This is a genomic window from Lawsonibacter faecis, from assembly GCF_014287675.1.
GTDB classification, from domain to species: Bacteria; Bacillota; Clostridia; order Oscillospirales; family Oscillospiraceae; genus Pseudoflavonifractor; species Pseudoflavonifractor faecis.
Map to the genome: position 1 here is coordinate 1 of NZ_JACOPQ010000015.1, position 25,001 is coordinate 25,001.

General features: G+C 63.3%; 21 protein-coding genes and 1 pseudogene. 2 read left to right on the forward strand and 20 right to left on the reverse strand.

Annotated features, from left to right (window positions below):
• The 17 genes and pseudogenes from H8S62_RS18195 to H8S62_RS15345 form a co-directional block, all read right to left on the reverse strand.
• A pseudogene (locus tag H8S62_RS18195) lies at nucleotides 1-117 on the reverse strand (sulfide/dihydroorotate dehydrogenase-like FAD/NAD-binding protein); the annotation flags it as partial.
• 32 nt (nucleotides 118-149) lie between these two features.
• On the reverse strand, nucleotides 150-1,559 hold the full coding sequence (locus tag H8S62_RS15270; protein ID WP_155150226.1) for a serine dehydratase alpha family protein: 1,410 nt from the start codon (nucleotides 1,557-1,559) through the stop codon (nucleotides 150-152).
• 94 nt (nucleotides 1,560-1,653) lie between these two features.
• On the reverse strand, nucleotides 1,654-2,535 hold the full coding sequence (locus H8S62_RS15275) for an isocitrate lyase/PEP mutase family protein (RefSeq protein ID WP_155150225.1): 882 nt from the start codon (nucleotides 2,533-2,535) through the stop codon (nucleotides 1,654-1,656).
• A gap of 67 nt (nucleotides 2,536-2,602) precedes the next feature.
• Nucleotides 2,603-4,036 (reverse strand): glutamate mutase L, encoded by a 1,434-nt coding sequence (locus H8S62_RS15280; RefSeq protein ID WP_155150223.1) that lies wholly within the window; start codon nucleotides 4,034-4,036, stop codon nucleotides 2,603-2,605.
• A gap of 63 nt (nucleotides 4,037-4,099) precedes the next feature.
• Nucleotides 4,100-5,242, reverse strand: coding sequence for a 2-methylaconitate cis-trans isomerase PrpF family protein (locus tag H8S62_RS15285; protein WP_155150221.1), 1,143 nt, complete (start codon nucleotides 5,240-5,242; stop codon nucleotides 4,100-4,102).
• Between the two features lie 35 nt (nucleotides 5,243-5,277).
• Entirely contained in the window at nucleotides 5,278-7,140 is a 1,863-nt protein-coding gene (locus tag H8S62_RS15290) for a cobalamin-dependent protein (protein WP_155150219.1), read from the reverse strand.
• A 16-nt stretch (nucleotides 7,141-7,156) separates the two neighbouring features.
• Nucleotides 7,157-7,651 (reverse strand): LeuD/DmdB family oxidoreductase small subunit, encoded by a 495-nt coding sequence (locus H8S62_RS15295; protein ID WP_155150216.1) that lies wholly within the window; start codon nucleotides 7,649-7,651, stop codon nucleotides 7,157-7,159.
• A gap of 1 nt (nucleotide 7,652) precedes the next feature.
• Nucleotides 7,653-8,843, reverse strand: a complete 1,191-nt coding sequence (locus H8S62_RS15300; RefSeq protein WP_155150215.1) for a 3-isopropylmalate dehydratase large subunit — start codon at nucleotides 8,841-8,843, stop codon at nucleotides 7,653-7,655.
• A gap of 197 nt (nucleotides 8,844-9,040) precedes the next feature.
• Nucleotides 9,041-11,356, reverse strand: coding sequence for a xanthine dehydrogenase family protein molybdopterin-binding subunit (locus H8S62_RS15305; protein WP_155150213.1), 2,316 nt, complete (start codon nucleotides 11,354-11,356; stop codon nucleotides 9,041-9,043).
• Nucleotides 11,353-11,739 (reverse strand): (2Fe-2S)-binding protein, encoded by a 387-nt coding sequence (locus tag H8S62_RS15310; protein ID WP_186920171.1) that lies wholly within the window; start codon nucleotides 11,737-11,739, stop codon nucleotides 11,353-11,355. The genes H8S62_RS15305 and H8S62_RS15310 overlap by 4 nt, the downstream gene beginning before the upstream one ends.
• Nucleotides 11,740-11,757: 18 nt before the next feature.
• Nucleotides 11,758-12,627, reverse strand: a complete 870-nt coding sequence (locus H8S62_RS15315) for an FAD binding domain-containing protein (RefSeq protein WP_155150208.1) — start codon at nucleotides 12,625-12,627, stop codon at nucleotides 11,758-11,760.
• A gap of 36 nt (nucleotides 12,628-12,663) precedes the next feature.
• On the reverse strand, nucleotides 12,664-13,560 hold the full coding sequence (locus H8S62_RS15320; RefSeq protein ID WP_155150206.1) for an NAD(P)-dependent oxidoreductase: 897 nt from the start codon (nucleotides 13,558-13,560) through the stop codon (nucleotides 12,664-12,666).
• Nucleotides 13,561-13,862: 302 nt separating this feature from the next.
• The gene (locus tag H8S62_RS15325; protein WP_155150204.1) at nucleotides 13,863-14,480 is read right to left on the reverse strand and encodes an amino acid synthesis family protein; all 618 of its coding nucleotides are present in this window, start codon (nucleotides 14,478-14,480) and stop codon (nucleotides 13,863-13,865) included.
• 47 nt (nucleotides 14,481-14,527) lie between these two features.
• On the reverse strand, nucleotides 14,528-15,376 hold the full coding sequence (locus H8S62_RS15330) for a hypothetical protein (protein WP_243255777.1): 849 nt from the start codon (nucleotides 15,374-15,376) through the stop codon (nucleotides 14,528-14,530).
• Nucleotides 15,377-15,385: 9 nt separating this feature from the next.
• Nucleotides 15,386-16,894: a DUF362 domain-containing protein gene (locus H8S62_RS15335; protein ID WP_155150202.1), complete on the reverse strand. Its 1,509-nt coding sequence runs from the start codon at nucleotides 16,892-16,894 to the stop codon at nucleotides 15,386-15,388.
• Between the two features lie 82 nt (nucleotides 16,895-16,976).
• Nucleotides 16,977-18,140 carry an amidohydrolase family protein gene (locus H8S62_RS15340; RefSeq protein ID WP_186920172.1) on the reverse strand — a complete coding sequence of 388 codons (1,164 nt, stop codon included), beginning with the start codon at nucleotides 18,138-18,140 and terminating at the stop codon, nucleotides 16,977-16,979.
• Nucleotides 18,141-18,538: 398 nt separating this feature from the next.
• A complete protein-coding gene (locus H8S62_RS15345) occupies nucleotides 18,539-19,648 on the reverse strand; it encodes a PTS sugar transporter subunit IIC (protein ID WP_186920174.1) in 1,110 nt (369 codons plus the stop codon).
• Between the two features lie 487 nt (nucleotides 19,649-20,135).
• Between H8S62_RS15345 and H8S62_RS15350 the strand changes: the two genes are divergently transcribed.
• Nucleotides 20,136-21,020: a LysR family transcriptional regulator gene (locus H8S62_RS15350; RefSeq protein ID WP_186920176.1), complete on the forward strand. Its 885-nt coding sequence runs from the start codon at nucleotides 20,136-20,138 to the stop codon at nucleotides 21,018-21,020.
• Nucleotides 21,021-21,130: 110 nt separating this feature from the next.
• On the opposite strand, the gene gdhA is transcribed toward H8S62_RS15350, so the two are convergent.
• From gdhA to H8S62_RS15365, 3 genes are all read right to left on the reverse strand, one after another.
• Nucleotides 21,131-22,468, reverse strand: coding sequence for an NADP-specific glutamate dehydrogenase (gene gdhA / locus H8S62_RS15355; RefSeq protein WP_186920177.1), 1,338 nt, complete (start codon nucleotides 22,466-22,468; stop codon nucleotides 21,131-21,133).
• A 393-nt stretch (nucleotides 22,469-22,861) separates the two neighbouring features.
• Nucleotides 22,862-23,491: a single-stranded DNA-binding protein gene (locus H8S62_RS15360; protein ID WP_155150191.1), complete on the reverse strand. Its 630-nt coding sequence runs from the start codon at nucleotides 23,489-23,491 to the stop codon at nucleotides 22,862-22,864.
• A gap of 58 nt (nucleotides 23,492-23,549) precedes the next feature.
• A complete protein-coding gene (locus H8S62_RS15365) occupies nucleotides 23,550-24,116 on the reverse strand; it encodes a flavodoxin domain-containing protein (protein ID WP_186920179.1) in 567 nt (188 codons plus the stop codon).
• A gap of 260 nt (nucleotides 24,117-24,376) precedes the next feature.
• Here H8S62_RS15365 and H8S62_RS15370 point away from each other — a divergent pair, with 260 nt between their 5' ends.
• Entirely contained in the window at nucleotides 24,377-24,991 is a 615-nt protein-coding gene (locus tag H8S62_RS15370) for a DUF4004 family protein (RefSeq protein WP_186920181.1), read from the forward strand.
• Nucleotides 24,992-25,001 lie beyond the last annotated feature (10 nt).

Sequence of the window (25,001 nt, forward strand, 5' to 3'; positions counted from 1 at the left end):
GTCGATCCGAAGGATGATAAACTGCCCCGGCAGCGCCTTCTTCGCTATCTTCGCCGCCTCTACCTCCAGCAGCGTCACGCTGCTGTTCAGCTCCGCTTTCCGTAGTACCTTTGCCAACGGTATCAACCTCTTTTCCGTTTATAATAAATTCAGTTGGCCTGAACCAGAACAATCCCCAGGCGCTTGGCGGCCTCGGCGGCTGCGGCGATATCGGAGGCGTCCCGGAGAACCAGGCGGCCGCCGCCGCGGTTGAGGGTATCCACCCAGTACTCGCCCTGGTCGGTGGTAATGGTGATCTTCTGGATAGCGTGCTCGGTGCCCTCCACGATGTCCACCTCAACGCCGTCGTCCTTGACCATATAGACCGCCTTGTTGTACATCTCATAGTCGGAGGTGGACGCGCCGTAGACCGCGCCCATCAGCACGCCGGGTATATTGATGGAGCGTCGGGCAAAGAGCTCGGGGTAGAGCTCCACGCGCACCTTTTGAATCTTGCCTTTGACCAGCTCATGGCAGATGCGGGCGGCATTGGTGGGGCTGCCCACGGCCTGGCTGCTGCCGCCGACCACCGCGTCGCCCAGGGTGTGGAGGATGTCGGCCGCGCCCTCGGCCAGCTTCTTGGCGTTGACCTTCGCCTTCTCCATGGTCTCTTCCATCTTTTTGGCCTCGGCGTCCTTGACCTCCTGGCGCACCAGGGACTCGACGGCAGGCTTGCGCTTGAAGAAGGGCTCCATGTACTCCACCACGGTGGGAACCAGATAGTGGCCGGACTCCACGTGGACCTCGGCGGCCATGGCCAGCATCACGTCGAAGGGGACGTTGACGGTCATGTCCACCTTCATGCACAGCTTGCCGGAGTACATGCCCATCAGGATGGCGCCGCCCACGTGGGTGGTGCACAGGGCGGGGACCAGCACCCGGGGGGTGCAGGGTACGCCGATGGTGGGCGAGAGGGCCAGGACCATGGCCTTCTCCATCTGCTCGGGGGTACCCCCGCCGATGGAGACGGTGGCGGCGGCGATGCAGGCGGAGCCAGCGCCGTAGCCCTCCATATTGCAGCCTGTGGTGACCTTGCCCACGCGGAAGAGACTGCCGATCTTCAGAATCAGGGCGGCGGTCTCAGCCACGGTCTTATCGTCGTAGCCGTGGACCATCATGGCCTTGATGAAGCCGGAGTAGGGGCAGGAGTCGCCGGTGCCCGCGCAGGGGCGCAGGCCGATGCAGTGGTTGCCCACCTGGGCGCCCAGGGTGTAGAGCAGGGCGTCGTCCAGGAAGGAGTCCTCAAAGCACTTGGGTCCCTCCTGGGCCGCCAGCTGGGAGGCCACGGTGCCGAGGAGGATGCTCTCGCCGTCCTTGACGCCGATCTCCACCGCCTTGAGGTTGTGGGCGTATTCATTCATGATGCCGGTGAGGATCTCCTCACGGCTGAGGCCGGTGCGCAGCTCGGTTTCCAGCAGGACCACGTCCACCACGCGGGTGTCGTGCTCCTTGGCCATGGCGATCATCTCGCTGATGGTCAGCGGCATTTTTGCCTGGATCGCAGCTCTGATATCGGACATAGGGTTTATCCTCCTCAATCCCGTTAAAAACAAATTTATGTACTATACAGAGCCGGCATCCGCCGGCTCTGCATAACGGTTCCTGGCTGCGTCCTTACTTCACCACGCGGCCGGTGGCGTAATTGGCCTCGATGGCGCGGATCTCAGGCAGGCCCACCAGCTCGTTGAACTTGGGGAAGGGAATCATGGTGTCGATGAGGGTCTCGGTGGTGTCGTCCCGACGCATGCCCTCCCAGAGATCCACCATGGCCTTGGTGGTGACGTAGACGGAGGCGGTGGGATAGATGATAAGGTTGTAGCCGAACTCGGAGAGCTGGGCGTTCTTGAACATGGGGGTACGGCCGCCCTCGACCATGTTGGCCAGGGTCAGAGTGCCGGGGAGCTCCTCGTTGATGCGGCGCATCTCGGCCTCGGACTCGGGGGACTCCACGAAGATGATGTCGGCGCCGGCCTCCTTATAGGCGTGGGCGCGCTCCAGCGCAGCCTCGATGCCGAAAACGGTGCGGGCGTCGGTGCGGGCCATAATCATGAAGTCGGGGTTTACGCGGGTATCCACGGCGGCCTTGATTTTGCCCACCATTTCCTCCATGGCGATGACCTCGCGGCCCACCATGTGGCCGCACTTCTTGGGCATCACCTGATCCTCCAGCTGGATGACGGCCACGCCGGCCTTCTCGTACTCGCGGACGGTGCGGATGACGTTGACGGCGTTGCCGAAGCCGGTGTCGGCGTCGGCGATGACGGGCACGCCGGCGGCCTCCACCATGTTGGCGGCCCGCATGACCATCTCGCTCATGCTCATCAGGCCCACGTCGGGCTGGCCCAGGTGGCTGGCGGACTGGCCGTAGCCGGTCATATAGACGGCGTCAAAGCCCAGCTTGCCGATGATCTTGCCGGTGAGCATGTCGTGGGCGCCGGGGGCGACGACGGTCTTCTTGCTGGCAAAGAGTTCGCGCATCTTCTGAGGTCCGTTCATATTCAAATCACTCCATAATTTCATTATTTTCTTTAGGACGACCGGCCCCTTGGACCGTCCGCCCGTCTTATTCCTCCGCCGCGCCCACATACTCCTTGAGGAAGCTGAGGGCCGCGTCGGGGTAGTGCTTGCCCAGGACGCCCATGGCGTACAGCAGATAGCTCCGGTCCAGTATGACCTGAGGCTCCTTGAGCGGCAGCAGGGAGATGCCGGGGTCTTCAAAGCAGCGCGCCACCATTCGCGTGGCCTTGTCCGGGTCCGAGTGGACGAAGATGCCGCCCACGCAGAGAACCCGCCCCACATTGCGCAGATCCCGGCCCATGGCGGCGCCCGCCAGGATGCCCATCACCGGGTCGGCCGCCTCCACGTAGTAGCCCGCGTGGCGGCGCAGAGCAGTGTTGACGGCGCAGGTGGCCATCGCCCGCTCCAGGGATTTCTCCTTCTCGCTCTGGGGGACATACTCGGGGCAGTCCTCCAGGTGCCGGGCGAAGCTCAGCACCTCGTCGGGTGTGACGCCGAATGCTCCGTCCATGGCGCGGATGACGGCGTTTGGCCCCACCGCCTCGGGAATGCCGGTGGCGGAGACGCGAAGCCCCAGGTTGCCCTCCACGGTGCGGTAGGAGAACTGCTTCTCATTGTTGATTACAAGCCCCCGCTCCTCGATGGTGAGTTTTTCAAGCTCAGGCAGGGCGGAGTGGATGTCGGTGGTGGCGCCGCCGATGTCCACGAGGATCAGGGAGCCCACGCCGTCGTGGTCGTAGCTGCCGCGGGAGAGCAGCTCACTGGCCAGGAGCACCGCGCCGGGGGTGGGAACCACGGTTCTGTCCGCCAGGCTGTCCCGGAACTCCTTGAGGCCCTTGGCCCTGGTGATCTGCTTGATAAACTGCTCGTGGATGGCCTCCCGGGCGGGCTTCACGTTCAGCTCATGGATGGTGGGCATGATGTTGGGCACCCGGACGTACTGCACGCCGCCTCGGTCGAACTTCTCAGCCACCGTCCGCTGGGCGTACTTGTTGCAGGCGATAATGACGGTGGCCCGGCTGCGGAGGGCGCAGATCATGTCCGCGTTCTCCAGCACACAGGTCTCGTCCCCGCCGTCGGTGCCGCCGGAGAGGAGGATGATATCGGGGTTGATCTCCTGGAGGACCTCCCTGCGGAAGTCCAGAGGCTCCTCGGCGGAGACCACCTGCATTACCCGGGCGCCGGCGGTCATGGCCACCTCCTTGGCGGCCTTGGCGGTGACCCGGGGCATATACCCCAGCGCCACCATTCTCAGCCCGCCCGCGGCGGAGCAGGAGCTGTAGCGCTTCAGGGTGTCGCTGAACTCCACACCCTGGGCCCGGATGGCGGCCTCAGCCTTTCCCGCGCCCTCCATAATGTTGTCGAGGGTGGTGGGAGACTGCCCCCGGCCCAGGAAGGTAAACCTTCCCCGGTCCAGGTGGAAGGCCGCGGCCTTGGTGTAGGTACTGCCTACGTCATAGACGAGAATGTTTGCTTGCATTGCTCTGCCCTCTTCATTCCCACCCCGGCGCCGCTGGCGCCGGGGTGGACACAATTGATTGGATTACTCGAAGCGGGCCTTCTCCAGCAGCGCATAGCCCTCCATCAGGCGGCGGGCGGTGCGGACGATGGCGGCCTTTTTAACGTTGTTGCTCTCATCCACCTCGGAGTAGCAGGGGATCACACCGGCGGGATGGCCGATGCGGACCAGCTCGGCGGGATCGTCGCTATGCAGAACCTGATTGACCAGAGTGCCCTTGATCTTGGCGGCCACGCCGGTGCAGACGGTGGCAGTACCGGCATAGGTCTTATGCAGCACCTGCATAAACATCAGGCGGGAAACCAGATCCACCTCTTCCTTCTTGATGGTCTTCTTCTCGGGGGGATAGTAGTAATCCTGGGCCTCGGTGATGAAGGCCACCATGGGGAAGGCGGGGCTGTTCTTGGTGGCGTCCTCCAGGTCCTTGGCCATGCCGCACTTGACGCAGGCGATGCCGCGGATCTCCTCCAGGTACTTGAGCAGGTCCGCGTCGCCGTCGATCTCCTCCTGGCTCTCGGTGCCCTTCATGCCCACGCTCTCCGCACGGACGAAAATCACAGGGTTGGCGCAGTCAACGATGGATGCCTCGATGGGGCCGCGGCTGGTCTCGATGACGTCCACCACGTTGCCGGTGGGCAGGAGTTTGCCCGTGGCGGCGCCGGCGGTGCCGGACATATCCATCTGAACGGGGGCGGCGGTGCCGGGCACGCCGGCGATCTCCGCATCGCCGGTGACCTTGGCCTTGCCGTTCTCCACCTGGACATAGGACTTCATCATTTTCTTGGTGTTGGTCTGCCAGATGGTGACCTCGTTGAGGCCCTCATGGCAGCGGACGATGGACTCGTCGATGGCAAAGGGCGCCACGCCGGAAGAGATGTTGCCGCAGTTGCCGTTCCAGTCCACCTTGGCGTCGGTGATGGACACCTGGGCGAAGGTATAGTCCACATCGGCGCCGGGCACGGAGCCGGGGCCGATGACAGCCAGCTTGCTGGTCAGTGGGTCGGCGCCGGCCAGGCCGTCGATCTGGCGCTTATCGGGGGAACCGAAAATGCTCAGGATGATTTTGTCCCGCTCCGGGCCGGGCGCGGGCAGGTCGTTTTCCTTCAGGAAAATACCCTTGCTGGTGCCCGCGCGCATAATCACACAGGGAATTCTAAACTGATCCATGTTGAAAACTCCTTTTGAAGACATGTTTTATAACCTTACTTGCCCGCTTTTTCCTCAATGAGCTTGCCGATCTTCTCCACGCACTCCTCGGGGGTGGAGTCGGGTCCGAAGAAAGCGTCCACGCCCATGAAGCCCAGGCCCTCTTCCGCCATCTTCTTCTCGTACATGGCGTGCTCCTCTTCCTTTTCGGCGATGCGCCCGCCGGCCCAGACCACCATCTTGTCCCTCAGGCCCAGCTCCTTGAGCCGCTTCTCCACGCGGGGGAAGAGGGTGACGCCCAGACCCAGCAGGTTGCTGACGCCCACGGCGTCGGCCTTGACCTCGGCGGCCACCTCGGCCACGGTCTCGGGCAGATTCATGCCGCGCAGGAAGACCACGTCGTACCCGGCATCCTGGAAGGCCTCGCGGACCACGTTGACGCCGTTGACATGGGCGTCGGCGCCCACGGTGGCGAGGACGATTTTCTCCTTGCGCGTGGGGGGCTTCTCAATGTGGACGGTGACGTGCTCGCGGGTGATGGGGCAGCGGGAGGCGTCCACGCCAAGGGGGGTATACCCCTCCACATAGCGGGTGATGCCGTCGGGGTCCCGGTTGGTCTTGACGTAGCGCTTCAGGTCCCAGCCGCCGGCCCGGGGGGTGTCCATCATGCCGCTCTTGCCGCCTTCGACAATGAGGTCGATGAGCTCCAGATCGGTCCACTGACGCCAGAACTCCTCGGTGAGGCAGCCGGGCTTCAGGCTGTGGGCGGGCAGATGGAGGACGGCCTCCAGAACGGCGAAGGCCTCGTCCATCATCATGTGTTCGTACTCGTCGATCTTGGGGGACTCGATGCCGGGGTTATAGGTGCGGCGGAACACGTCCTCGGACGCCCAGACCGCCTGGCCCATGGAGTCGCCGGTGGGGATGCCCACGGACTCGGCGGCCTTGGGGCGGTAGAAGTTGGCGCCGCCCAGCTTGGCGGAGATGGCCATGCGGGCGAAGTGGGCCTGCTCGGCGATCAGGTTGCCCGGAGGGGACTGGAAGGTCTCGGGCACCACGATGAGGCTCTTGGAGAGCATGTTGTGGCGGAAGGCCCGCATAATGGCAAGATCCCGGTAGAGGTTGTTGCCGCCCACATTCATCTGGATGCCGGAGAGCTCCCAGGGCAGCTCCCCGTGGACCGCCAGGCCCTCGGACAGCAGGCACATGGCAATTGCCATGCCGTCGGTGCCGCCGATGTTGTTGATGTGCTTATGGGTGTCCAGCTGGGCGAAGATTTTGTTCTCCGCGCAGATCTGGATGGCCTTGTAGCCGTTGACGACTTTGGTACGGAAGTCGTGGATGCCGCGGCCGCCGAAGTGGACGTGGATCACGGGGCCGATGTCGGTGCCGTCGAAGCCGGCGATGAGGGCGTTGAGAATGTTGATGTGGGCAGTGTCGCCGGTGGCGTTGATGCGCACGGGGTGCTTGGAGCCGCCGCCCATCTGAATGAACTCACGCTCGCCCTTGGGGGTGATGCCGCCCTTACCCCGGGACTGCTCGATGAGCTCCCGGCCCTTGAGGGGGTCGATGTGGCGGGTGGCCTCGGAGTGGACGAACTGGAAGATGGTGTCATCGTACTTGTCGGCGTACTTATAGATGTCGCAGGATTCCTTCCAGGTCTCCTCGGCGCTGTTGCGGCCCAGGATGGGGTTCAGGCAGGGCACGCCGGTCTCCAGGGCCTTCTGGCCCAGCTCATAAATGCGGTATCCGCTGCGGACCACGCCCGCCACCTCGCGGGGGTAGGGCGCGGGCAGGCCGACGACCTCGCCGTTCTCGTCCAGGTCGGGCATCTCAACGCCGAAGCAGTCGGCGTAGGCGCGGATGGTCTCGATATCCTCTTTAATGATTTGTTTTGTCTTTTCCTGCGGGTCTCTCATGGTGAATCCCCCTTATTTAGTCTTTAATGCCCAGCTCGGCGCGGACGCGGGGGATCAGCCCACCGTATTCCAGCGTCTTGAGTACGTTTTCAGAGAGCGGCGCGAACTGTCTGGCCTCGCCGCCCACAGTGACGGTGCCCTTCTCCAGGTCCACCTCCACGGTGTCTCCGGTCTTGAGGCTGTCGGCGATGTCGGCCACCCACACGGGCATACCGATGTTGATGGAGTTGCGGCGGAAGATGCGGGCAAAGCCCTTTGCCATGACCAGGGACACGCCCACCTGCTTGAGGGCGATGGGAGCCTGCTCACGGGAGGAGCCGCAGCCAAAGTTGCGCCCCGCCACGATGATGCTGCCGGGCTCGAATACGCTCTTGAAGTCCAGGCCCGCGAGACCCGCCATGGCAAAATTGCCGAGCTGGTCCATGGGCTCGGCCATGGCGTAGCCAGGCAGAATCTGGTCGGTGTCCACGTCGTCCCCCAGGACAATCACTTTTCCCTTGATGATATCCATGTTACTCCTCCACCTCCGGTACGACGATCTTGCCGGCCAGGGCGGCGGCGGCGGCGGTGGCCGGAGAGGCCAGGTAGATGTTCGCCTTCATGCTGCCCATGCGGCCGGGGAAGTTGCGGTTGGTGGTGGAGACCACCACGTCGCGCTCGCTGGTCAGGCCCTCGTGGGCGCCGAAGCAGGGGCCGCAGCCGGGGTTGAGGACGGTGGCGCCCGCGTCCCGGATGATCTTGCACCAGCCCCTGGCCTCCATCTCGTCCAGCACGTCCTGGGACGCGGGGACGATGAGGGTATTGACCTCGGGGTGGACCTTCCTGCCCTTGAAAGCCTTGGCGACCTGCTCCATATCGTTGATACGGCCGTTGGTGCAGGAGCCCACCACCACCTGGGTGACGGGGGTCCCGGCCACTTCCTTCACGGGCACCACGTTGGCGGGGCAGAAGGGCTTTGCGATCTGGGGCTCCAGCCTGGAGAGGTCCACCTCGCGGACCTCGGCGGTGTCGCTCTCCCTCTCGGCGGTGCCGAAGAGCGTAATCATGCTGCCGATCTCAATGCCCATGTTGCACACGGTCATGCGCTCTGCCACGGAGAACTCATCGATGCCCGGGCCGGTGAAGAGAAGCGCCTTATCCACCAGGTAGTCGGTGCCGAAGACGCTGCCCAGGTACAAAATCAGGTCCTTGCCGAAGACGTTGCCGGGCCGCTTGCCGGTCAGGTGAATCTGGATGACCTCGGGGACCTCCAGATCCAGCTTGCCGGTCGCCATTGCGGCGGCCAGCTCGGTGGAGCCCACGCCGATGCCGATGGCGCCGTACCCGCCGCAGGTGCCCGTATGGGAGTCGGCGATGACCACCAGCTCGCCGGGATTGGCCCGGTGCTTCTCATACATCAGCTGGTGGATGACGCCCTGGCCCCGGTGGTAGAGGTGGACGCCGAACTCCTTGGCGAAGTCGTCCATGGTCCAGACGCTGTTGCGGGCCTTCTCGGTGGCGGCGGGATAGATATGGTCCACGATGAGGACCACCCGGTCGGGGTCGAAGACCTGCTTGACGCCGATCTCCCGGAACATCTTGATGGCGATGGGGGCGGTCACGTCGTGGGCCGCCACATAGCTCACCTTGCAGGAGAGGTCGTCCCCGGCGTGGGCCTCGGCCACTCCCGCGGCTTTTGCCAGGTATTTCTCAATGATATTCATAGAGTCTCCATTCACTCCATTCCTTTTTGGTTGGCCGGGCGGGCCGCGAGTCCGATGCAAAGCCGTCTTGGCGCCGGCTCTGCGCCAGCCTCTGCAGACAGGCCAGAAGAATCAGGTCATTCTGATTGTCCTGGCCCGTCCGTCCCGGTCGGGCCGCAAAAAGCGGGGAGAGCCCATGGGCTCTCCCCGCCTATGGGTTACTTCTTGTAGAGCTCCCGCATAATGTCGATGTGCTGGATGGGCAGCTTGCCGAAGCGGATGCCCAGAGCGTTCTCCACAGCGTCGGCAGTGGCGGGGATGGTGGGGATCAGGGCGGGCTCGCCCACGCCCTTGGCGCCGAAGGGACCGGTCTCGCCGGTACCGCTCTCCACCACGATGGGGTAGATGGTGGGGGCGTCCATGGCGGTGGCCAGCAGATACTTGGAGAAGACGGGGTTGGTAATCCTGCCGTTCTTCGTCTCAATCTTCTCCATCAGCGCGAAGCCGGTGCCCATGACCACGCCGCCCTCAATCTGACCCTCCACGGCCTGCTTGTTGACGGCCGTGCCTACGTCGTGGGCGGAGACCACGTTCAGCACGTCCACCAGGCCGGTCTCGGTGTCCACCTCCAGGTCCACGATGGTGGCCGCGTAGGAGTAGACCTCGAAGGGGATGCCGAACATGGTGTTGGGGTCCACGCCGGTGGTCTTGGGGTTGTAGGCGCCGCAGCCCAGGGCCAGCTTGCCCAGGCGCTTCATCTCGCCCATCAGCTCCATGTAGGTCATCTTGACGCCGGCATCGTCGGCGGAGAAGATCTCCCTGTGGCGGAAGACCAGCCGGTCCTGGGGCACGTTGAGGAACTTGGCGGCCACATCGGCCAGGGTGTCCTTGGCCATGCGGGCGGCCAGCATGGTGGCGGAGCCGGAGATGAAGGTCTGGCGGCTGGCGGAGGTGGCGCCGCCCTCGGGGGTGACCTGGGTGTTGGCGGGGGTCACGCGGATGTCCTCATACTCCAGGCCCAGCTCCTCGGCGGCGATCTGCGCCATGACGGAGGTGGAGCCCTGGCCGATGTCGGCACAGCCCACCATCAGGTTCACGCTGCAGTCGGGCAGGACCTCGATAAAGGCGCCTGCGGGGTTGGGAAGGCCGGTGTTGCCGATGCCGTAGTACATACAGCCGTAGCCGCGGCCGCGGCGTTTGTTGGGTGCGGAGGGGGCGGTCTCGGTCAGGACCTCCTGGGCCTTGGCCTTGGCGGCCTCCAGGCACTGGACAAAGCCCACGTCCTCACCCAGGACCTGGCCGGTGATGGTCACGCTGCCGGGCCGGTGGGCGTTGATGAGGCGGATGTCGATGGGGTCCATGTTCAGGGCCTTGGCCAGGGCGTTCATCTGGCCCTCGTGGGCGACGGCCACCTGGGGCACGCCGAAGCCGCGGAATGCGCCGGCCATGGGGTTGTTGGTGTAGTAGAAGGTGGAGTCCACCCGGACGTTGGGCACCTCGTAGGGGCCGGCGGCGTGGACGGTGGCCCGGGTGATGACGGCGGGGCCGTAGGAGGCATACGCGCCGGTATCGCCCAGCAGGGTGGCCTGGACGGCCAGCACCCTGCCGTCCTTGGTGGCGCCGGTCTTATAGTGCATCTTCATGGGATGCCGCTTAGAGGAGACCATGGTGGACTCCATCCGGGAGCGGACGATCTTCACGGGCCGCCTGGTGTAGTAGGAGAGCAGGGCCGCGTGGCACTGGACGGAGATATCCAGCTTGCCGCCGAAGCCGCCGCCGGTGGTGACCTGGATGGAGGAGACCCGGTTCTGAGGCCAGCCCAGCATCCCGGCGATCTCGCCGCGGTCATAGTGGGGGTTCTGTGTGGAGCTGTAGACGGTCATGATGCCGTTCTCATAGGTGGCGAGGCCGGCGTCGGGCTCGATGAACATATGGGAGAGCATGGGGGTCTCGTAGTCGTTCTCGATGATGACGTCGCACTTGTCCCAGGCCTCGTCCACGTTGCCGTGCTCCAGGTGCTTCTTCTGGTGGACATTGGTGGTGCCGTGGACGATGGGCGCGCCCTCTTCGGCGGCCCGGTCCATGGAGAGGACGGCCTCGTACTCCTCGTACTCCACCTTGATAGCGTCCAGCGCGTCCTGGACCAGGTCGGGGGTCTCGGCGGCCACCACGGCGATGGCGTCGCCGTAGCGGCGGATCTTGTCGTCCACCAGGATGGGCTCATCCTTGAGGATGATGCCGATGCGGTTCTTGCCGGGGATGTCCTTGCTGGTCAGCACAGTGACCACGCCGGGGATCGCCAGGGCGGCGGAGGGGTCGAAGCTCTTGATGACGCCGTGGCAGATGGTGCTGCGGAATACGCCGCCGTAGAGCATATTGGGCAGTTCCATATCGGCCGCGAACTTGGCGCTGCCGAGAATCTTCTCCATGGTGTCCTTCTTGATGACGCTCTTGCCCAGAATGGAGTAGCCCTCCTTGGCGGCCACGGAGACGTCCAGAGCGCTCTTATCCTTCACAGTGGTTTCCGTCTTCATGCCTTGCCGCCTCCTTTCACGTCACGGGCCGTCTCCACGGCTTCGATGATCTTGGCATAGCCGGTGCAGCGGCACAGGTTGCCGGACATGGCGCGCTTGATCTCCTCGTTGGTGGCGTCGGGCTTCTTGTCCAGAAGGGCCTTGGCGGAGAGGACCATGCCGGGGGTGCAGTAGCCGCACTGAACGGCCAACATGAGGCAGGAGGTGACGGCCTTGCCGTTGTAGATAATGGTGCATGCGCCGCACTCGCCCTCACCGCAGCCCTCCTTGACGCTGGTCATGCCCATGTCCTCCCGCAGGAAGTCCACAAGGCGCTTGTTGGGGTCGGCGGAGACGGTGACGTCCTTGCCGTTCAGGTTAAAATGAATGGTAATCTGTTCCATATCGTATACCTCCTCTCCTCAGGCCAGGCCCAGCTGGCTGAGCACCTGGTCGAAGCAGCGGCGGGCCGCGCCGCGGACGCCTTCCCGCTTGTAGACAACGGAAGGACGGGTGGGAATGGCGGCCTGAATCGCCGCGGTGAACTCGGGCAGGGTCTCGTCCAGCGCCTCCCTGGTCAGCGGGCGGCCCTTGAGCAGGGCCTCCAGCTCGGGTGCGCGCATGGGGTGCTTGCTGACGGCGCCCAGAATCACCCGGCAGTCGTCCACCTTGTTGTCGGCGGTGCGCTTCACATAGACGGCGACGGCCAGCACCACGATGGCCAGGCTTTTGCGCTTGCCGATCTTGAAGTAGCCCACGGCCTCGTCGGCGCTGAGGGCGGGGAAACGGACCTCGGTCATCAGCTCGTCGCTGCGGATGGCGCAGTTGCCGGGACCCTTGTTGAAGTCCTCAATGGTCATCACGCGCTCGCCCTGGGCGCTCTTGAGCACCACGGACGCGCCGTAGGTCATGAAGGTCGTGGGGGAGTCGCCGGCCACGGATGCGTTCACGACGTTGCCGCCGATGGTGCCCAGGCTGCGGATCTGGGGGGAGCCCACATGGACCGCGGTGTCCCAGAGGGCGGGCAGCTTCTCCTGCACATAGGCGTTGTTCTCCAGGTCGTCGAAGGTGGTGAGGGCGCCGATTTTGACCAGGCCGTCCTCCTCCTTCACATAGCGCAGCTCATTGAGCTTATTGATGTTGACGACGTGCTCGGGGGTCTTGCTCCGCTCGTTCAGCTCAATTACGACGTCGGTGCCGCCCGCGACCACGGCTACGCTGGCCTGATACTGGTCCAGCATGGCCACAGCCTCGTCCACTGTGGTGGGTGCGTGGTAGGTAAAGGGCTTCATTGCTCAAACTCCTTTCAACAGCGGAGAGCTGTTTTCTTATTTGCCGGTCCCGCGGATCTGAGCGCCGGTCAGGTCCTCCCAGACCTTCACGACGGAGGACATGTCCTCACGGCCCTGGCCCTTGGCGCGGGCAGCCTCGTAGATCTGGACGGCGGCGGCGGTCATGGGCAGGGGCACCTTCTCGTCGCGGGAGGCCTCCAGGGCCAGACCCAGGTCCTTGTACTGCAGGTCCACGGCGAAGCCGCCGGTGAACTGGTCGGCCATAATGAACTTCTCCAGCTTGGCGTCCATGGCGTAGCTGCGGCCGGAGGAGACGGAGATGACCTCCTTCATGGTCTCCACGGAGAGGCCGCACTTCACGCCCAGGGTCAGGGCCTCGGCCAGGGCGGCCATGTTGCAGCCCAGCAGGAGGTTGTTGACCATCTTGATGGCGTCGCCGCCGCCGACCTCGCCGACGTGGTAGATGTTTTTGCCCAGCACGTCGAAGACGGGCTTCACCTTGTCGAAGGTGGCGTCGTCCGCGCCGATCATGATGGTCAGGGTGCCGGCGGTGGCGCCGGACACGCCGCCGCTGACGGGGGCGTCCATGTAGCTGATGCCCTTCTCGGCGGCCTTCTTGGCCATGGCCTTGGTGCTGTTGGGGGCCACGGAGCTCATGTCGATGATGATGGTGCCCTCTTTGCAGTTCTCAAACACGCCGCCCTTGCTGCACATCACGCCCTCGACGATCTTGGCGTTGGGCAGGGAGCAGATGATGACGTCCACCTTGGACGCCAGCTCGCCGGCGGTGGCGCTGCCGATGGCGCCCTTGCCCTCCATCTCCTTGACGGCGGCCTCCACCACGTCGAACGCGTGGACTTCATAACCTGCGGCAATCAGGTTGCAGGCCATGGGTTTGCCCATGGCGCCAAGGCCGATAAAACCGATCTTCATGACACAACACTCCATTATTCTATAAATTTAATTTGATTTGCTCATTCGGGCCGTTGGGAATGACGGCTCCGCATCTTACCCGGCTTTCCGGTGGGGCCGGCATTCTCAACGGCCCGCGCAGTAATGTCCTGGGGCTGGCTTTACGCGCGAGAGCTTTTCATGCGATTCTGTGCTTCCCGCTGGTTTCAGAAACGCCTGCGGACCTGTTTTCCTTAAGGTCCCAGCCCGAAAGCGGGCCCCCGACCAGCGCCGTATTGAGGTCGGTCGGGGGCCCTACTCAGGTTTGATTCACAGGGGAGAGCTTAGTGCATGCCGTCCTCGCACTTGGCTTCGGACTTCTGCAGGCCGCCGATACGGCCGACGCCGTTCACGGTGGCGTGGGGACGGCCGCCGTCGGCCAGCACAACGGCCATGATGATCTCGTCGGCTTTGGGGGCGTCGGGGATGCAGACCTCGAAGGAACCATAGTGGGTGCGGACGAAAGCGGCATCCTTATAGTGCAGGGAGATGTCCAGAGCGGCGCCCACGCCGCCGACCTTCTCGTTGGAGGGAATGATGGACTTGCCGCCGCCGATGGCAGCGCGGATGGGCTTGCCGGCCTTGGGATGCAGCATGGCAGAGGAATGCTCCAGCTCGCCGTCGACGCCGACGATGCAGCCCTTGCCGTAGGTCTCGACGCTCTCAGCGCCCAGCAGCTCGGCGCCCTTGCGGGTCAGCAGATCGCCCAGGTACTCGCCGTACTCGGTCAGCTCGCTCAGGTCCTCCTGCCACTTGCCGGCATAGGGATTCTTGATGACGGCGGCCACGGAGACGGTCTTGATGGACTTCTTCTCACCATTCTCGACGGGCATCTCAGCGCCGCCCTCGTAGAACACCTCTTCCAGATTGGTTACGATCTTGCGGATTTTGGGCTCTTTCATGGTAAAAGCAACTCCCTTATATAAAATTTGATGGTTCTTGTGTTAACTCAGTCCAGAATCTTTCCGGGGTCGAATACGGCGGTGCGCCCCTGTACGGTGGCGATGCAGGCGATGAGCCCGCCCCGCTCATACTGGAGCTCCGCCTCGGCCATAACCTGACTGAGGGCTTTCGCCTTCTCCTCCTCTGTGAGGGGGTCCACCCCGGTCACCACGGTGAGATCGGCAATATCGCTGTCCGGGTCCAGCTCCCCCGCCCGGCAGGTGTGAACGGCGGGAGAGTCGATGATGGAGCGGTCGGCCAGCAGCGTGGCCAGGGCGTCCGCCCGGGCGCACCGTGCGGAGAAGACGGTCACGCCGCTGGCGATGCCGGTGGTGAGGCTGCGCCCCCCCAGGCCGCTGGTGGCCACGCCTCCCACACCCTTCTCCGGGGTGAGGCGGACCACCCGGTCCACGCCGCCCTTCTCCAGGTCGTACAGGACGCCCAGCCCCAGGCTCTGGCCGGGTGCGAGGCGGAGGGCGATGTCCCCGCCGTTGTTGGCGGTGACTTTGACGGCCCCCCGGCTCTGGAGATAGTCGGCCACTGCGTCCGAGACCGACCCGGCCACCGCCGCCATGGGGGTGAGCCAGGGGTCCCCGGCGGCGAGGACCGCCTCGGCCATGACCCGGGCTGTACCGGAGAGTTCATCGGGGTCTACCTGGGCCGGGTACCGGCGCAGGACGGGGACTGCCGGACCCAGCTCCCGGAGGATGTCGTCGATGACGGGGAAAGCGGAGCGGCACAGCTGCGTATCCCCCTCCCCCCCGTCCCTCACGGCGGTGACCACCATGGAGACGGGGCCGTAATCGAAGAACACCTGGCCTGGGCCCAGGACTCTGATTGTATCCTCTTCCATCATGGAATGGGCTTACTCGCCGAATTCCCTGCGCAGCTCATCCATGGGGCGGACGGCGCCCATGTGGCCGCCGATGGCGTCGTAGTCAGCCTTGGTCATGGTGTACTCCACGGGGGCCACGGTGGCGGGGGTGGGCACCCAGGTAACGCCCTTATCCACCATCTTGCCGGCGTCCACAATGAAGTCGATGCCGCCGCCGGGCAGGATGTAGGTGGGGGCGCCGCCAATGGTCAGCACCGCCTTGCCCTCATGCACGGCCCTGGTGATGGCCAGGGGCTTGGAGCACACGCCGCCGCGGGCGCTGCCGCCGGTGCCGCCGGTATACATCACGCTGGCGAGGGACTGCTCGCAGTTGTTCATGATGTCGTCGGCCAGCGCTGTGGCCTTCTCGGTCATGGGGATTTCCTTCACATCGCCGTCAGGGAGCACCTCAAAGAGGGCGCGGATCTCGCCGGTGGTGTTCAGGACCAGAATCTGCATCCCGGCCTTGGCGCGGGTCATGTCCACGCTCTTGATGGCGTCACGGGGGGTGGCGATGGTGGTGCCGCCGATACCCTCGCCGTGCTCGCCGAAGTAGCGGCCGCGGGAGGACTTGCGGGCGTTGGGCACCACGCCGGACCACTCCATGCCAACGTCGGCGCCGGCCAGGTGCTCGGTGAAGAGGCCCACCACGTGGTGGTCGATGACGATGCACTCGTCCACGGCGGCCTTCATCTTCTTGGCGAAGAGGCCCACAGTGGCGCTGCCGCAGCCGATGCGCATCTTGGACTCCACCACGCCGTTGATGACGGGGGCCTTGCCTGCCTGGACCTGAATCTTAATCTTCTTGTTGACGGACAGCTCCACCATCTCGCCGTTTGCAAGCTCGGTGATGGTGCGGGCCACGATGAAGCCGTCGGGGCCGGTCAGCTTGTTTGCGCCGCCCACGGCGATCATCTTGGAGCCGTACTCCTCGGTGTTCACCATGCCCACCAGCTTGCCGTCGCGGTAGACGGGGTCGCCCTCTTCGCCGATATATGTATTGGTGTCCAGCTTGACCACCGCGGCGGAGTAGCTCAGCGGGGCCTCGGTGACCACCGTGACGCATTCCACGCCGTCCCGGACCTCGGAGACGATGTGGGGCGCGGGACGGATGCAGGGGTAGTTGGTGCCGGCGCCCACGGCCGTGGTGATGGGGCCCTCCAGGCGCTTGTCGGGATAGATTACCTTGTCGCTGGGCTGCATCACCAGCTTGCGGTTGCGCACCAGCTCGCCGTTCTCGTTGGTGTAGCGCTTGCACGCGCCGGTGTGGCCCAGGGGGACGCGGCACTGCACGGAGCAGTGGGAGCAGACGGCATAGCCCTCGCTCAGGTCGGCGGGCTTGGAGATGGCTCCAAACTTACACACGCGGGTGCACACGCCGCACTCGCAGCACTTCTCGTCGACGACGGCTTTGCGCTCCACCACATGGACCGCGTCCAGGGGGCAGTTCTTCTCGCAGAGCATACAGCCCTTACAGGCTTCCAGATTCACATTGACCATGAATGCGCCTCCTAATTTGGAACTTGCCGCCCGTGCCCATGTCGGACACGGGCGGCAATGTTTTCAGTTGATAGACTCCCGGTTACACCACTTTAGCGGCGCGCTTGCAGGGAGGAGTATTCTTGCTCTTGGCGGCCTTGACGACGCCGTCGACCATGATGATGCTCAGGCCGGGGATGTCGCCGCACTCGAACGCCTCGACGGCGGTCTCGGCCACGGAGCCCATGGGGGCGTCCATGAACACCAGGTCGGCCTCGCGGCCCACGGCGATCATGCCGGTGTTCAGCCTGTCGTACACCTTGGCGGAGTTGCCGGTGGCCATGCAGAGGGCGATCTCGCCGGGGATGCCGGAGACGGAGGACACCTGGCAGATGTTGCGCAGGATGCCCAGGGGGATGATGCCGGTGCCGGAGGGGGCGTCGTTGCCGAAGATGATGCGGCCGAGCTGGCCCTTCTCCTGGGCGCGGCGGGCGACGTAGTCGGTGACCTTGGGGTTGCCGCACTGGACAATTTCCATGGCGAAGGTGGTCTCGTCCATCAGCTTGTCAACCTCGTGCAGGGGGATGGCGGTGGGGCCGCCGTTGATGTGGGAGATGACGTCGGGCTTGGTGGCCATGACCTGCTCGGCGGTGACGGTGGAGGAGCCGGGGATGGAGGTGCCGCCGGTGTGCATCTGCACCTTCATGCCGTTCTTGTGGGCCCACTCGACCATGGGCGCGGCGTCCTCGGGGTTCTTCACGCTGCCCAGGCCGATCTCGCCGACGGTCCAGACGCCCTCCTTGGCCAGCTCCTCGAAGTCCTTCTCCACCAGGCCCTTCTCCAGGATCAGGCTGCCGCCGTGGACCTTCACGCCCGCGGGCTTCAGCGCGGCAAAGGACTTGTGGGCCAGGACGGCCAGCGCCTTAGTGCCGGCGGGATCCTTGGGACGGCCGGGGGTGTGTACCTCGCCGGCGGAAATGATGGTGGTCACGCCGCCGTGGAGCTCGCCCTCGATGAAGTTGCTGGCGAACTGGCGGTGGGCGTAGTCGCCCAGGCTGGTGTGGACGTGGGTGTCGAAGAGGCCCGGGGTCACGGTGGAGCCGGCCGCGTCGATGACCTTCTCGGCCTCGATGCCGCTGGCAACCTCAGCGCCGCCGATGGCGGCGATCTTGCCGTCGGTGACAACGATGGTATCGCCCTTCAGGACGGGATTGTCGATGTCACCGCTGAGGATGGTGCCGATGTTCTTGATGATAGTAGAGCCCATAGTAATTATCTCCTTTCATCTTTAAGCCGGTGTCAGAGCGTTTCTGGAAAGCAGCGGAACACCCGAAAACCGCGGTTTTTCGGCAGGCGCGCCGATTTTTCGCGGGCAGGGGCGGTTCCCAGCCGAAAAAACGGATTGCGCGGGCATTTAAATGCTTTTCAGAAGCGCTCCAAGTCGGCGGTCTACCGCTTCCATGGCAGTTGCGCCTGGAGCCTATATCGCTTCGCCACGCGGCCCGGTCACGGCAAATCCATCCGCGGCGAGAGCCCGGGGTGCAGCCAGATTCAATGGGGGTCCGGGGTGTCCGCCCAGGCCCGATGCGCTGCCGGGGCGCCCGTAATCTGTAACGGGCGCCCCGGCGGCGGTCTTAAATATGTAGCCGTCCGGGACCTTTCAGATCAAACCAGCTTGTAGTCGCCTTCCTTGATCCATCCCATTTTCCGCATGAACTCGGAAATCACAAATGCGAGAATTGCGGGGAGCACGAAGCAAATCAAAACCATGCCAATCCAGTCCATCGCACCGGGGGTGATGGCTGTCAGGCCCTTCGTGATAGCAGCCTCGCCAGGGGTCAGCCACCCGGTGACCACACCGATGGGGCCCACCAGGCCGCAGGTGCCCATGCCGGCGGAGACGGGCGCGCCGTTCATGGTCAGCTTGAAGACGCAGGTGGCGATGGGGCCGGTGATGGCGGCCGCAATCGTGGGCGGCAGCCAGAGTACGGGCTTCTTCAGCAGATTGGGAACCAGCAGCATGGAGGTGCCCAGGCCGATGGAGGTCAGGCCGCCGACCTTGTTCTCACGATAGGTGCACACCGCGAAGCCGACCATCTGGGCGCAGCAGCCGGCGACAGCCGCGCCGCCCGCCAGACCCACAAGTCCCAAGGCTGCGCAGATAGCCGCGGAGCTGATGGGGAGGGTGAGCACAATGCCCATGATCACGGACACCAGAATGCCCATCAGGAACGGCTGCATCTCGGTGGCCCACATGATGACATCGCCGAGGAGGACCGCAACCTGTCCAATGGTGGGCGCCAGGAACTTTGCCAGCAGGACGCCTACGAGAATGGTCACAGTGGGTGTGACGAGCAGATCGACGGGGGTGCGCTTGGAGACCAGCTTGCCGAAGAAGATGGCGACCAGGCTGATGAAGTAGACGGCCAGAGGTCCGCCGCCGCCGCCTAAGGCGTTAGCGGCAAAGCCGACAGTCGCCAGGGAATAGAGGACGTAAGGAGCGCATCCCATGGAGTAGCCGATGGCCAGGGCCATAGCCGCACCCTGGACCGCGCCGGTGTAGGTGGCGATCTCAAGCAGGAACGCGCCTACCGCGCCGGGGATAAAGCCGCCGATGGTCTTGATGATGGTGCCGATGAGCAGCGAGGCAAACAGGCCGTGAGCCATGCCGCCGAGGCCCTGAATGGCGATGCGGTTGAATGAGAACTCGATGTTTTGCTCTTTGAAATACTTCTTGATGCCGGTTGGTTCTTGCAATTTGCTCTCTTGAGTCATGAAATTTCCTCCCTCTCGTTTTTTGCGCTTTGCGTCAGGATTCGCGGGGGCGGTGCCAGCATTATAAAGGTGCATCTGGGGGATACACATTTATAATCATCATAAAGCGTACCTGGGGGATACGCGTTATAACCGGTGTTTTTTCGCCGCAAAATGCCGGCGAACGGTGACTTTTCCGTGCATCGAGGGTATTTCCCGCCGAAAGGGTCAAATATCAGTTGGTGTTGCATTTTATATGAAATGCATTTATAATTAAAAATAATGAAAGGGCCCCGCTTTTTGCCGCGCCCAGCGCCTCCTGCAATGCGTAAAACCCCTGTCGTTTGGTTCTTTTATGGAATGTTGGCGTTTTGTACTTCCATGTTGTACTATAGCATTTTGTTGTCCCTTTTTCAAATACATTTATGTTTTTAAAAGCCCAACATATATATTTTTTATATATTTATCTTGTATAAATCAGTACATTTTAGGGATGGTGTTTTGTGCAATGACGCTAAAGCAGCTTGAGTACTTCCTGGAGATTGCCAAAATGGGGAGCGTCACCCGGGCGGCCCAGAGCCTGAATATTTCCCAGCCGCCCCTGAGCCTTCAGCTCAAAGCCCTGGAGGAGGAGCTGGGCGCCCCCCTCTTTCTCCGCGACAAGCGCCGCCTGGACATCACCCCAGAGGGGCGGCTCCTGCGGGAGCGTGCTCAGGCCATTCTCGCACTGCTGGAGGAGACCGCCTGGGACATCCAGGCCGTCTCCCAGGAGAAGCAGGTGGTCATCCGCATCGCCACCATCGGCTCGGTGAACAACCGCCTTCTGCCGGATAAAATCTCTCAGTTCTGCACCCGGTATCCCTATGTAAACTTTCAGGTCATCGAGGGCCGGACCGATACCGTGCTCGCCTCCCTCACCGAGGGCCACGCCGACCTGGGCTTCGTCCGGGAGCCCTTCAACGTCTCCTCCTTCCGCATGGTTCCCATCCGGGACCCGGCCCTCCCCCCCGACGAGCTGGACTACTTCGTCACCATCGCCAAGCCCCATTTCTACGACGCACCCGGCAGCAGCCCCATCACTCTGGAGGAGCTTCAGGACAAACCCCTGGTCACCCACCGCCGCTACCGGGAGATGCTGGTCAGCGCCTGCCGCAAGAAGGGCTTCAGCCCCCATATCATCTGCGAGAACGACGAGATCCAGTCCTCCCTCAGCTGGGCCCGGGCGGGCATCGGCATCGCCATCGCCCCCTATACCTCCGCCGTGCTCAACGACGACTCCAGTCTGGTCATCCGCCGCCTGGAGTCCATGACCTTCAGCCCCCGGGTCTGTCTGGTGTGGAATCAGTCCATGAAGCTCTCCTCCGAGGCCCTGGCCTTTATCAATCTATTATAGGTCCGTCCATAAAAGACCCGCCGACTCCGTCTCTCCCCTCCCAATTATTCAAAAGGGCGGGCAGCTCTCGCTGCCCGCCCTTTTCGACGGTTTCTGTCAATATCGAATTCTTACACCCAGCCCTGGGCCAGCATGGCGTCGGCCACCTTGAGGAACGCGGCCACATTGGCGCCCAGGACGTAGTCCTCGGGCGTCTTGCCGTACTCCTCGGCGGCGGCGGACATGTTTTGGTAGATGTTCGCCATGATATCCTTGAGGCGTCCGTCCACCTCCTCGAAGGTCCAGGACAGGCGCAGGCTGTTCTGGCTCATCTCCAGGGCGGAGACGGCCACGCCGCCGGCATTGGCTGCCTTGGAGGGAACAAAGAGGATGCCCGCCTCGGCGAAGGCTTCCATAGCCTCCAGGGTAGAGGGCATGTTGGACCCCTCGGTGACCATCCAGCAGCCGTTCTTCAGCAGGCTCTTGGCGGCGTCCAGGTCAATCTCGTTCTGGGTGGCGCAGGGGAGGGCGATATCGCAGGGCACGGACCAGATACCGTGGCAGCCGTCGTGGTATTCGGCATTGGGGTGGCCATCCAGGTACTCTTTAATCCGGGCGCGGCGGACCTCCTTGATGTCCTGAATCGCCGCGACGTCCACGCCGTCCCTGTCGACAATATAGCCGTTGGAGTCGCACATGGCCACCACGGTGGCGCCCAGCTCGGCGGCCTTCTGGGCGGCGTAAATCGCCACGTTGCCGGAGCCGGAGACAATGACCTTCTTGCCCGCGAAGCTCTTGCCCTTGTGGGCGAGGACTTCGTTTGCCAGGTACACCACGCCGTAACCGGTGGCCTGGGTCCGGGCCAGAGAGCCGCCGTAGGTCAGGCCCTTGCCGGTGAGGACGCCGCAGTACTGGCCGGTGATGCGCTTATACTGACCGTAGAGGTAGCCGATCTCCCGGCCGCCCACGCCGATATCGCCGGCGGGCACGTCGCAGTCGGGGCCGATATGGCGGTAGAGCTCGGTCATGAAGCTCTGGCAGAAGCGCATCACCTCGTCGTCGCTCTTGCCCTTGGGGTCGAAGTCGCTGCCGCCCTTGCCGCCGCCGATGGGCAGGCCGGTGAGGGAGTTTTTGAAGATCTGCTCGAAGCCCAGGAACTTCATAATGCTCTGGTTCACGCTGGGGTGAAAGCGCAGTCCGCCCTTGTAGGGGCCGATGGCGCTGTTGAACTGGACGCGGAAGCCCCGGTTGATCTGATACTCGCCCTTGTCGTCAATCCAGGGCACCCGGAAGGAGACGATCCGCTCGGGCTCCACAATCCGCTCCAGGATCTTGGCTTTCCTGTACTCGGGGCGGCGCTCCACCACGGGGCGCAGGGAGTTTAAAACCTCGGTGATGGTCTGCAGAAATTCGGGCTCGTAGGCATTCTTTTCCTTGACGGCCGTCAGTACCTGATCCACATAATCCATAGTGCAATACCTCCTGAAAAATGGTCGCCGGGCCAGCCGCGGTCCGCCCTTGGGCCCCGTTTTCCGGCAATTGTTAACTGTCGGGTCAGTTTCTCCGCCTGCCCGAGCTCCGCCGGACAGGAGGCGCGCTGCCGCGCCTCCTTGCGCACAGCCGCACTCGTGCGGACTGCCGCGGACATGTGTCCGCCTGCGGCCCGCTTCGATATCCCTTAGTATACTGTCTTACCCCCGGTCTCTGTCAATAGTTTTTTACAAAAAAATAACTGTTTTTTGCAAGTAGTTTTTGTCATCCCTGCAAAAGAGCGCCCAATACCGGTGGTATCGGGCGCTCTTTCCGCAGGGATGACTGTGTGTAACGTCAAACGACTATCACGCTAAAGCAACATCTTTTTGTCAAGCTGACGGTTTTCCCTCTTCCCCGGCCTGTTCCAGCTTCATGACGGAGATCTCATAGGCGGTCTTCTCCACGCTCTCGCCGTCGAATACCTTGGTATACTTCCGGCTCTGGAACCGTCCCTCGATATGAACCGCATCCCCCACGCCCAGGGCGCCGCAGCGCTGGGCCAGGGCTCCCCAGGCGATGCAGGGCAGATAGTCCGCACGCCCGTACCGGCGGTTCACCGCCAGCATCAGATCGCAGATCTCCCGACCCAGCGGGGTATGCCGGAGGATAGGCGGCTTGCAGAGCACGCCGACCAGTTCCAGGGTGTTCAGGTGCTCCCCCTCGGCGCGGACAAGGGTGCGGGCGTAGAGGGAGATGACCAGGCGGCTTCCCTTGCCGCTCTTATTATTAAAGGAGCGGACCTCCCCCTCCACCTCCACGCACGTCCCCTCGCCCACCGGGCAGTCCGACAGCAGCTCGCCGGAGACGATGACGTTCACCCGGTCCTCCGAGCCTGAGAGGCGCAGCACCGCCAGGGGGAAGGTCCAATAGATCATGCCGTGGTTTTCGTGGGAGACCACGGGGGCCGCCGCCGCCGTTCCCCGTAGTACGGCCCGATTTACGTTCCAATCTGTCTGCATACCGTTTCCTCACTCCCGCATTTCTGATGGTACCCGATATATATGCGGGTTTGTCCCCTTATATGCTGGGGTCGGCAGAAACGTCCTGCTCCAGGCGGGACTTCACGAAGCCTATCAGCTTTTCGGTCTCCCTATTCGTCACCTTCACGCCGTCAATCCGGTTCCCGTCGGCGACGCGCAGCTTCAGCGCCTCCAGATCGGCGGTATTGTCGGTGCTCAGGCCGTTGATAAACAGGATGACCCGCTTGCCGGAGAAGCGGTGGTCCTCCAGGTATTTATGCAGGGGCTTGGCCGTCTCGCCCATATAGACCGGCGTGCCGAACACCAGCAGGTCAAAGTCCACGGGGTCGTACTCCACTTGGTCCGAGGGGTGGTTCACCGTGACGGCGTACCCCTCTCCCGCCAGGGACCGGGCCAGCTCCTCCACCTGAGGGACATTGTGTCTTCCGTTGGAGGGCTGGTAGAGGATCAGGGCCCTCTTCTCCCCCGATCCAAACCGCTTCTCATCAGGCCTCCTCCAGCTGTCCCGGCGGCCCATGGACAGTTTGAAGAAGATCATCGCCCCCACCGCGCAGATGGCCAGCAGGGCCAGGATGCCCAGCAGGACATATAAAAGAATGCTCACGGATTGCCCTCCCTTTTCTCACGATATCCTATACATACGCACAGCGCTTGGCGGCACAAGGCTCCGCCGGAAGGTGGATGCGCCATAAACCCGGGTGCCAAAACCGAATCGCGCTTATCATGCCAGGACAGTATATCACGCCCCGCCGAAGCCTCCATAGAAATTAGATTAAAATTCTCTGAATTGCCTTGACAGCAAAACATTGTTACGTTATGCTGTGCTTGTCAAAACAAAACATTGTTACGTTTCGAGGTGATGGCATGGACCTGATCTCCAAAAAAGAGCTCCTGGCCGTGACGGGTATCTCCTACGGACAGCTCTATCGCTGGAAGAGGGAGCGGCTTATCCCGGAGGAGTGGTTCATCAAGCAGTCGGCCTATACCGGACAGGAGACCTTCTTTCCCCGGCAGCAGATACTCAGCCGGGTGCAGACCATTTTGGACGCCAAGGACAAATACTCCCTGGAGGAGCTGGCCAACCTCCTCTCTCCCGAGACCTCCCCGGGCTTCCGCTCGGCGGAGGGGCTTAAATCCATGGAGGAGATCGACCCCACTCTTCTGCCCGTGATTCAGTCGCTCTACGGCCGGGAGAACTACGAGTTTTTCGACGTGGTGCTCTTCGCCACGGTCACCAGGGCCGCACACGCCCTCTCCCTGCCGGATTACGGCATGCGGGATCTGCTGATCAGGGCCGCCTCGGCGGCTATCCCCGTCCAGCGGACGGTGGATTTGACTCTGACCGTCTTCAGGGCCGAGGGCAAAATTCATGCGCTCCTGTCCAAAGCTGCCGCGCCCCTCTCGCTGGACAGCGATTTGCCCGTCCTGGGAAGCTGGGACCTGAGCGAGCTGGCGGGCAAGCTCAAGCTGAAATATTAGGAGGTTATCA

Coding starts and splice junctions, on each gene's coding strand:
- H8S62_RS15290 (WP_155150219.1), bottom strand. CDS start 7,140: ATGAGAGACCCGCAGGAAAAGACAAAACAAATCATTAAAGAGGATATC.
- H8S62_RS15350 (WP_186920176.1), top strand. CDS start 20,136: ATGACGCTAAAGCAGCTTGAGTACTTCCTGGAGATTGCCAAAATGGGG.
- H8S62_RS15300 (WP_155150215.1), bottom strand. CDS start 8,843: ATGAATATCATTGAGAAATACCTGGCAAAAGCCGCGGGAGTGGCCGAG.
- H8S62_RS15285 (WP_155150221.1), bottom strand. CDS start 5,242: ATGGATCAGTTTAGAATTCCCTGTGTGATTATGCGCGCGGGCACCAGC.
- H8S62_RS15325 (WP_155150204.1), bottom strand. CDS start 14,480: ATGAAAGAGCCCAAAATCCGCAAGATCGTAACCAATCTGGAAGAGGTG.
- H8S62_RS15320 (WP_155150206.1), bottom strand. CDS start 13,560: ATGAAGATCGGTTTTATCGGCCTTGGCGCCATGGGCAAACCCATGGCC.
- H8S62_RS15370 (WP_186920181.1), top strand. CDS start 24,377: ATGGACCTGATCTCCAAAAAAGAGCTCCTGGCCGTGACGGGTATCTCC.
- H8S62_RS15315 (WP_155150208.1), bottom strand. CDS start 12,627: ATGAAGCCCTTTACCTACCACGCACCCACCACAGTGGACGAGGCTGTG.
- H8S62_RS15330 (WP_243255777.1), bottom strand. CDS start 15,376: ATGATGGAAGAGGATACAATCAGAGTCCTGGGCCCAGGCCAGGTGTTC.
- H8S62_RS15345 (WP_186920174.1), bottom strand. CDS start 19,648: ATGACTCAAGAGAGCAAATTGCAAGAACCAACCGGCATCAAGAAGTAT.
- H8S62_RS15310 (WP_186920171.1), bottom strand. CDS start 11,739: ATGGAACAGATTACCATTCATTTTAACCTGAACGGCAAGGACGTCACC.
- H8S62_RS15295 (WP_155150216.1), bottom strand. CDS start 7,651: ATGGATATCATCAAGGGAAAAGTGATTGTCCTGGGGGACGACGTGGAC.
- H8S62_RS15335 (WP_155150202.1), bottom strand. CDS start 16,894: ATGGTCAATGTGAATCTGGAAGCCTGTAAGGGCTGTATGCTCTGCGAG.
- H8S62_RS15275 (WP_155150225.1), bottom strand. CDS start 2,535: ATGAACGGACCTCAGAAGATGCGCGAACTCTTTGCCAGCAAGAAGACC.
- H8S62_RS15280 (WP_155150223.1), bottom strand. CDS start 4,036: ATGCAAGCAAACATTCTCGTCTATGACGTAGGCAGTACCTACACCAAG.
- H8S62_RS15270 (WP_155150226.1), bottom strand. CDS start 1,559: ATGTCCGATATCAGAGCTGCGATCCAGGCAAAAATGCCGCTGACCATC.
- H8S62_RS15305 (WP_155150213.1), bottom strand. CDS start 11,356: ATGAAGACGGAAACCACTGTGAAGGATAAGAGCGCTCTGGACGTCTCC.
- H8S62_RS15340 (WP_186920172.1), bottom strand. CDS start 18,140: ATGGGCTCTACTATCATCAAGAACATCGGCACCATCCTCAGCGGTGAC.
- H8S62_RS15360 (WP_155150191.1), bottom strand. CDS start 23,491: ATGCAGACAGATTGGAACGTAAATCGGGCCGTACTACGGGGAACGGCG.
- gdhA (WP_186920177.1), bottom strand. CDS start 22,468: ATGGATTATGTGGATCAGGTACTGACGGCCGTCAAGGAAAAGAATGCC.